General features: G+C 60.5%; 5 protein-coding genes, 1 pseudogene and 1 riboswitch. Of the genes and pseudogenes, 2 read left to right on the top strand and 4 right to left on the bottom strand.

Features of this window, described 5'->3' with window-relative positions; genetic code table 11:
* A pseudogene (locus AAAB16_RS12110) lies at positions 1-112 on the bottom strand (DUF1249 domain-containing protein); the annotation flags it as partial.
* Positions 103-720: an NUDIX domain-containing protein gene (locus AAAB16_RS12105; RefSeq protein WP_340663541.1), complete on the bottom strand. Its 618-nt coding sequence runs from the start codon at positions 718-720 to the stop codon at positions 103-105. The gene AAAB16_RS12105 and the pseudogene AAAB16_RS12110, both read right to left, overlap by 10 nt.
* 209 nt (positions 721-929) lie before the next feature.
* Between AAAB16_RS12105 and AAAB16_RS12100 the strand changes: the two genes are divergently transcribed.
* Positions 930-1,679: an RsiV family protein gene (locus AAAB16_RS12100; RefSeq protein WP_340663540.1), complete on the top strand. Its 750-nt coding sequence runs from the start codon at positions 930-932 to the stop codon at positions 1,677-1,679.
* Between the two features lie 93 nt (positions 1,680-1,772).
* On the opposite strand, the gene cytX is transcribed toward AAAB16_RS12100, so the two are convergent.
* Complete coding sequence (gene cytX / locus AAAB16_RS12095) at positions 1,773-3,041, bottom strand: putative hydroxymethylpyrimidine transporter CytX (protein ID WP_340663539.1); 1,269 nt, start codon at positions 3,039-3,041, stop codon at positions 1,773-1,775.
* 197 nt (positions 3,042-3,238) lie between these two features.
* Positions 3,239-5,125: a phosphomethylpyrimidine synthase ThiC gene (gene thiC, locus AAAB16_RS12090; protein WP_340663538.1), complete on the bottom strand. Its 1,887-nt coding sequence runs from the start codon at positions 5,123-5,125 to the stop codon at positions 3,239-3,241.
* Positions 5,126-5,235: 110 nt separating this feature from the next.
* Positions 5,236-5,341, bottom strand: a riboswitch (TPP riboswitch).
* Between the two features lie 245 nt (positions 5,342-5,586).
* On the opposite strand from thiC, the gene AAAB16_RS12085 reads away from it, so the two are divergent.
* A partial coding sequence (locus AAAB16_RS12085; RefSeq protein ID WP_340663537.1) for a TolC family outer membrane protein occupies positions 5,587-6,748 on the top strand: 1,162 nt, incomplete at its 3' end.

Below are 6,748 nucleotides of genomic sequence, written 5' to 3'. Positions count from 1 at the left end.
CATCGCGCATGGCCGGCAGTAGCCGCATCAGCCGCGCGTAGTTGGCCTCGCAGGCCGCTTGCAGCTCAATCAAGTCAACGCGATAACGATCACGAACCAGGGTTACGCCCACATTCCCCTCACTTCTGCACGATTAAGTGCCAGCCATTGAATGGCAATAATGCTTGCCGCGTTGTTAATGCGACCATCGCGAACCGCCGCCAGGGCGTCTTCGAACGGCAGCACGTGCACGCGAATATCTTCGCCTTCTTCTTCCAGCCCATGTACGCCGCCAGCACCGCTACTGTCGCAGCGGCCAACGTAGAGGTAAACCTTTTCATCCGAGCCGCCAGGGGAGGGGAAGTAGGAAGGCAGCGGCCAGAGCGCGCCCAATTCCAGATTCGCTTCCTCCACCGCTTCACGGCGGGCGACTTCTTCAGGCTGTTCGTCTTTATCGATCAAGCCTGCCACCAGTTCCAGCAACCACGGGTTAGCGTCTTTGGTGTACGCGCCCACGCGAAATTGCTCGATGAGCACCACGTTGTCGGCCTTGGCGTCGTAGGGCAACACGCATACCGCATCGTGGCGGACAAAAAGCTCACGCTTGATGGTCGGCCCCATGTCACCGGAGAACTGGCGGTGGCGCAGGTGCAGGCGGTCGACTTTATAAAAACCCTGAAAGCAGTTTTCCCGCTTAACGAGTTCTACGTCATCCGGGCCTGGCGTGAAGGTCTTGGTCATCGGTTATCCATTGGCTACTAAAACGGCGATTGCTGTCATCCTAGCTTGCCTCGGCGCGCGCCGCAGCCCCTTTCAAGAATGCCGACGGGCTGCGAGGATAGCGGCCCAGGCAAAAAGCCACGCCGCCCGAACTCACAGGGCCATCGGCAGTCGAAGGCCGACACTCGCGGTTTTTTGCCCGCTACAAATCATCACCGCCAAGGAATGCTATGTCTGCCTTAAAAGCCTTTACCCCGCTCGCTCTGGCCCTGCTTTTGGGCGGTTGCGCCAGCCTGTTTGAGCCCGACTTGACGGACAAACTCGAGGTTAAACGCACCGCCTGGGAACACACCCAAGCGGGTTGCCAGGGCAGCGATTGCCCACTGGTGAATATTGATACCGTCAGCTTTGCCGATGAGCCGCAACTGAACGCGCTGATCGACCAGCGCCTGCGGCAGATGACCGCCAATGCGCCCGGCGCAACGGTGCCGGCCACGCTGCAAGGTTACGAAAAAGAGTTTTTGCAGGTTGCAGAACCGGGCTGGTCAAGTTACTTGCAGGCCAAAGTACGTGAGCAGCATGACGGCTTGGTGATCATCGAGTTATCCAGCTACCTGTTTACCGGCGGCGCCCACGGTATGCCGGCGCGGCAGCTGATTAACTTCGACCGCAAACTGCACAAAGTTCTGACCCTGCAAGACATCCTGATTCCGGGCCAGGAAGCCGCGTTCTGGCAAGCCGCCGAACTGGCGCACAAAAGCTGGCTGATCGCCAATAAGCTGGATCAAGACCCTGAGTTCATCAAAAACTGGCCCTTTATCCGCACCAACAATATTGGCCTGACCTTTGGCGCGGTCAGCCTGATGTACGACGTGTACAGCATTGCCCCGTATGCCTCAGGCCATCCGGAATTGAAGATTCCCTATCCGCGCTTGAATGGCATCGTTAAGCCGCAGTATTTCCCGGGTCGCGGTAAGTAGCACGCAGGGTGTGCCGGTCCGCGCCCGGTGCGCGCACCACGCGATTCATCAGCAATCGCCACGGTGCGCATAGCACACCCTACGGGACCGGCTTTAGAGTTGCGTTTTTCGCCCCAAGGCAAGCTGCAACAGCCCCGCCACAATCAACGCTGGCAAGGTCGCTCCCAGCTCCGGGTAGAAATGCGCCAGCAGGTGATAGGTCGCCACACCGCCGGCCCATGCCAGCAAGGCCGACCAGCGCAGCGCATGCGCCATGGTGACGCTGGCGCGGCGACGCAGAATAAAGTGATCGACCAACACCACGCCAAACAGCGGCGCAAACACCGAGCCGATCAGCAGCAGGAAGTTCTGGTATTGCGCCAACGGTGCAACGCAGGCAATGGCGGTACACACCACGCCAATGGCCAAGGCCAGGTGCTCGACTTTAAGCGGCAGTAAGGTGCCGCTGGAAACCGCCGCCGAGTGGATATCGGCAAAGGCGTTTTCCGACTCGTCGAGCAAAATCAGCAGCAACGGAATGCCCAGGCCGGCACCGGCTAAGGCCAGCAGTAGCGCATTCACTTCACCACTTGGCGCAAAGGCCAAGGTGTAGGCTACGCCTAAACCCATCAGCCACAGGTTGCCGATAAAAAAGCCCAGCGCCGTGCCGGTAAATACGCTGCCGGCGCGCTTGCCGAAGCGCGAGTAGTCAGCAATCAGCGGCAGCCACGACAACGGCATGGCGATGGCGATATCAAAGCCCAGGGCAAACGGCAGCGAGCCATCGCCACGGGTAGCCCAGAGGGTAGCCAGGTCGGCTTTGGCAAACAGGTTCCAGGTCAGCCACACGCAGGCCGCCAGTAGCAGCCAGATACCCCATTTGCGCAGGATTTGCCGCACAAACGTCAGCGGCCCGGTGACCGCCAGCAAGGTGGCCAGGGCGCCGAACAGCAGGGTCCACAGCAGCGGCTGGGTCCAGATGCTTGCTTGGCCAAACGCCCGCGCGGCCAGCAGGCTGGCGGCGTCACGCATTACGATGATTTCAAACGCGCCCCAGCCGATCAGTTGCAGCAGGTTCAGCACGGCGGGCAGGCTGGCACCGTGGTTGCCCAGGCTGAGTTTGATTGCGGCCATCGAGGCCAGGCCAGTGTCGCTGCCGATCACGCCGACTGCGGCTAGCAGCAGAACGCCGACGGCGGTGCCCAAGGCAATGGCCAGCAAGCCAAATGCCAGGCCCAGGCCGGGGGCGAGGAGGGCGCCGGTTTGCAGCACCATCAGGCCGATGCCTAAGGAAAACCACAGGGAAAATAGATCGCGGGCGCCAAACACGCGCTTGCTGGCTGGGACCGCGAGGTCGGGGGAGTAGGTGCTGGGTGTGTTCACGCTGGGTGGTCTCGGTGTGGCGTAAATGGGGTGAGTAAAGGGAATGCCTTGCTGGCCAGCCCCCTCACCCTAGCCCTCTCCCCGCAGGGGCGAGGGGACTGATTTGGGTGGTGGCGAAAATCGTGAATCCATCCCCGTTCCGCCCCCTCGCCCCTACGGGGAGAGGGTTGGGGTGAGGGGGGACTTTGTTCTCGGCGTTACACCTTTTTGTACAGCTGGCTGCCTTCCTGTTTAAACCGCTCGGCCTGCTCCAGCATGCCCTGCTGCACGTCAACATCCACCGCTTCAATACGCTGGTTAGCCGCGTACTCACGCACCTCTTGGGTGATTTTCATCGAGCAGAATTTCGGCCCGCACATGGAGCAAAAGTGCGCGACCTTGGCCGAGTCTTTGGGCAGGGTTTCGTCGTGGTAGGCGCGGGCGGTGTCGGGGTCCAAACCTAAGTTGAACTGGTCTTCCCAACGGAATTCAAAGCGCGCCTTGGACAGTGCGTTGTCGCGGATCTGCGCCCCCGGATGGCCTTTGGCAAGGTCGGCTGCGTGGGCTGCGATCTTATAGGTAATGATCCCGGTCTTAACGTCATCCTTGTTTGGCAAACCCAGGTGTTCCTTGGGCGTGACGTAGCAGAGCATGGCGCAACCAAACCAGCCGATCATGGCCGCGCCAATGCCCGAGGTGATGTGGTCGTAGCCCGGTGCAATGTCGGTGGTCAGCGGCCCGAGGGTGTAGAACGGCGCCTCGTCGCAGCATTCCAGCTGCTTGTCCATGTTCTCTTTGATCAACTGCATCGGCACATGGCCTGGGCCTTCGATCATGCATTGCACGTCGTGTTTCCAGGCGATTTTGGTCAGCTCGCCGAGGGTTTCCAGTTCGCCAAATTGCGCGGCGTCGTTGGCATCGGCAATTGAGCCGGGGCGCAGGCCATCGCCCAGGGAGAAGGACACATCGTAGGCCTTCATGATTTCGCAGATGTCGTCGAAGTGGGTGTAGAGGAAGTTCTCTTTATGGTGCGCCAGGCACCACTTGGCCATGATCGAACCACCACGGCTGACAATGCCGGTCACGCGCTTGGCGGTCAGCGGCACATAACGCAAGAGCACGCCGGCGTGGATGGTGAAGTAGTCCACGCCCTGTTCGGCTTGCTCAATCAAGGTGTCGCGAAACAGCTCCCAGGTCAGGTCTTCGGCGGCGCCGCCGACTTTTTCCAAGGCTTGGTAAATCGGCACAGTGCCAATCGGCACCGGCGAGTTGCGGATAATCCACTCGCGGGTTTCGTGAATGTGTTTGCCGGTTGACAGGTCCATCACCGTGTCCGAACCCCAGCGAATGCCCCAGGTCAGCTTGGCCACTTCTTCTTCAATGGACGAACCCAGGGCGCTGTTGCCGATATTGCCGTTGATCTTCACCAGAAAGTTGCGGCCGATGATCATCGGTTCCAGCTCTACGTGGTTGATGTTGGCCGGAATAATCGCGCGGCCGCGGGCGATTTCCTCGCGGACAAATTCAGCGGTGATTTCTTTCGGAATGCTGGCGCCGAAGCTATGGCCGGGGTGTTGCTGGTCGAGCAGGCCGGCGGCGCGGTGCTCCTGGAGTTTCATGTTCTCGCGAATGGCGACGAACTCCATCTCCGGCGTAATGATGCCTTGGCGGGCGTAGTGCATCTGGCTGACGTTAGCGCCGGCTTTGGCGCGGCGTGGGTTACGCACATGGGCAAAACGCAGGGCAGTGAGCTCGGGATTGCTCAGGCGTTCCTGACCGAAGTTCGAGCTGAGGCCGGGCAGGCGTTCGGTGTCGCCACGGGCGTCGATCCACGGCGAGCGGATATCGGCCAGGCCTTTGCGCACGTCGATTTGCACAGTCGGGTCGGTGTAGGGGCCGGAGGTGTCGTACACCAATACCGGGGCGTTGATCTCGCCTCCGAAGTCAGTTGGCGTTACGTCGAGGCTGATCTCGCGCATCGGCACGCGAATGTCAGGGCGCGAGCCCGGCACATAAATCTTCTGCGAGCGGGTAAACGGTTGTACCGATTGCTGATCGACCTGGGCGCTTTCGCTCAGATTGGCTTTTTGTTTTTGTGTACTCATCAAGGCTCTCCAACGTCATCCTGAACGGGATTGTCGGAGTGAACCTGATACGGACGGGGGGCTTGGGCGCACCTTAGGTGGTGCTAGAGGACTCGCCACGAAGCGTGAAGGTGGCGAGCAATCTTGTTCCCTACGCAGGCTTTAACCTGATCAGGTTCAACGGGATCCGGATTAACCGATCTCAGCCTTTCACTCAAGGCACCCCGACAAGAACCCGGCCACTCTAAACAAGGGGCCGGTTAAAACCAACCCCAAAGTCAAAAATGCACGACCCGCGCGTCTAAATATGACGGTGCTAGCCGCTGCGCTTAAGGATTGTTCCGGCAGAGCAACATAGCGTGACGCAAACTACACTCACGGCGCGCTCAGGGCGCTTGACCCCCCGCATCGCGCCCCTTAGCCTTGCCCATCACCGCCCCGCTGCCGCCCGTGTAGGGGCCACACCAATTAGGATGATTAGTATGCTGCGCAGACTTTCCCTGGCACTTGCCGTGGCTTCAGCCGCTAGCGGCGCTGCCCTGGCAGCGGAAGCCCCTCTGTCGAGCAAGACAGACCTGGTCAGCGTTTATCAGGAAGCGGTGAACAATAACGCCGACCTGGCCGCCGCCCGCGCCGATTACCAAGCCCGTAAAGAAGTAGTGCCCCAGGCCCGCGCCGGGCTGCTGCCGAATATTTCCGGCGGCGCCAATATGAGCGACAGCGACACCAAGGTGAAAACCAACGCTGGCGACCCGACCCTGAGCCGCAGCGGTATTCATTACCAAGCCACCTTGAGCCAGCCGGTGTTCCGCGCTGATCGTTGGTTCCAACTGCAAGCGGCCGAAGCCACCAATGAACAAGCGGCACTGGAGCTCTCGGCTACTGAGCAAAACCTGATTCTGCAAAGCGCCGAAGCCTATTTCGCCGTGCTGCGTGCGCAAGACAACCTGGCCAGCACCAAGGCCGAAGAAGCGGCCTTCAAGCGCCAACTCGACCAAGCCAATGAGCGTTTCGACGTCGGCCTCTCCGACAAAACCGACGTACTCGAAGCGCAAGCCAGCTTTGACACCGCCCGCGCCAACCGCATTCTCGCCCAGCGCTCGGTGGACGACGCCTTCCAGGCCCTGATCACCCTGACCAACCGCGATTACAACTCGGTTGAAGGTATCAAGCACACCCTGCCGGTTCTCGCCCCGACGCCAAACGACGCCAAAGCCTGGGTCGATACTGCCGCCCAGCAGAACCTCAATTTGCAGGCCAGCAACTTTGCAGTGGATGCCGCCGAAGAAACCCTGCGCCAACGCAAAGCCGGCCACGCACCGACGGTCGACGCCGTGGCGCAATACCAGCGTGGCGACAACGACAGCCTCGGTTACGTCAACAGCGGCACCCCCGGCGCACCGCGTTACAACGGTGATGTTGAGCAGCGCAGCATTGGCTTGCAGCTGAATATCCCGATTTTCAGTGGCGGCCTGACCAGCTCGCAGGTGCGTGAGTCTTACCAGCGCCTGAATCAGGTTGAGCAGCAGCGCGAAAGCCTGCGCCGTCAGGTGGTGGAAAACACCCGCAACCTGCACCGCGCGGTAAACACCGACGTGGAAACCGTGCAAGCGCGTAAGCAGTCGATCATCTCCAACCAGAGCG

It is taken from the genome of Pseudomonas sp., assembly GCF_037994325.1.
Classification (GTDB): domain Bacteria; phylum Pseudomonadota; class Gammaproteobacteria; order Pseudomonadales; family Pseudomonadaceae; genus Aquipseudomonas.
Note: the sequence above shows the minus strand (reverse complement) of the source record. Positions and strands in the feature narration are given on the sequence as shown.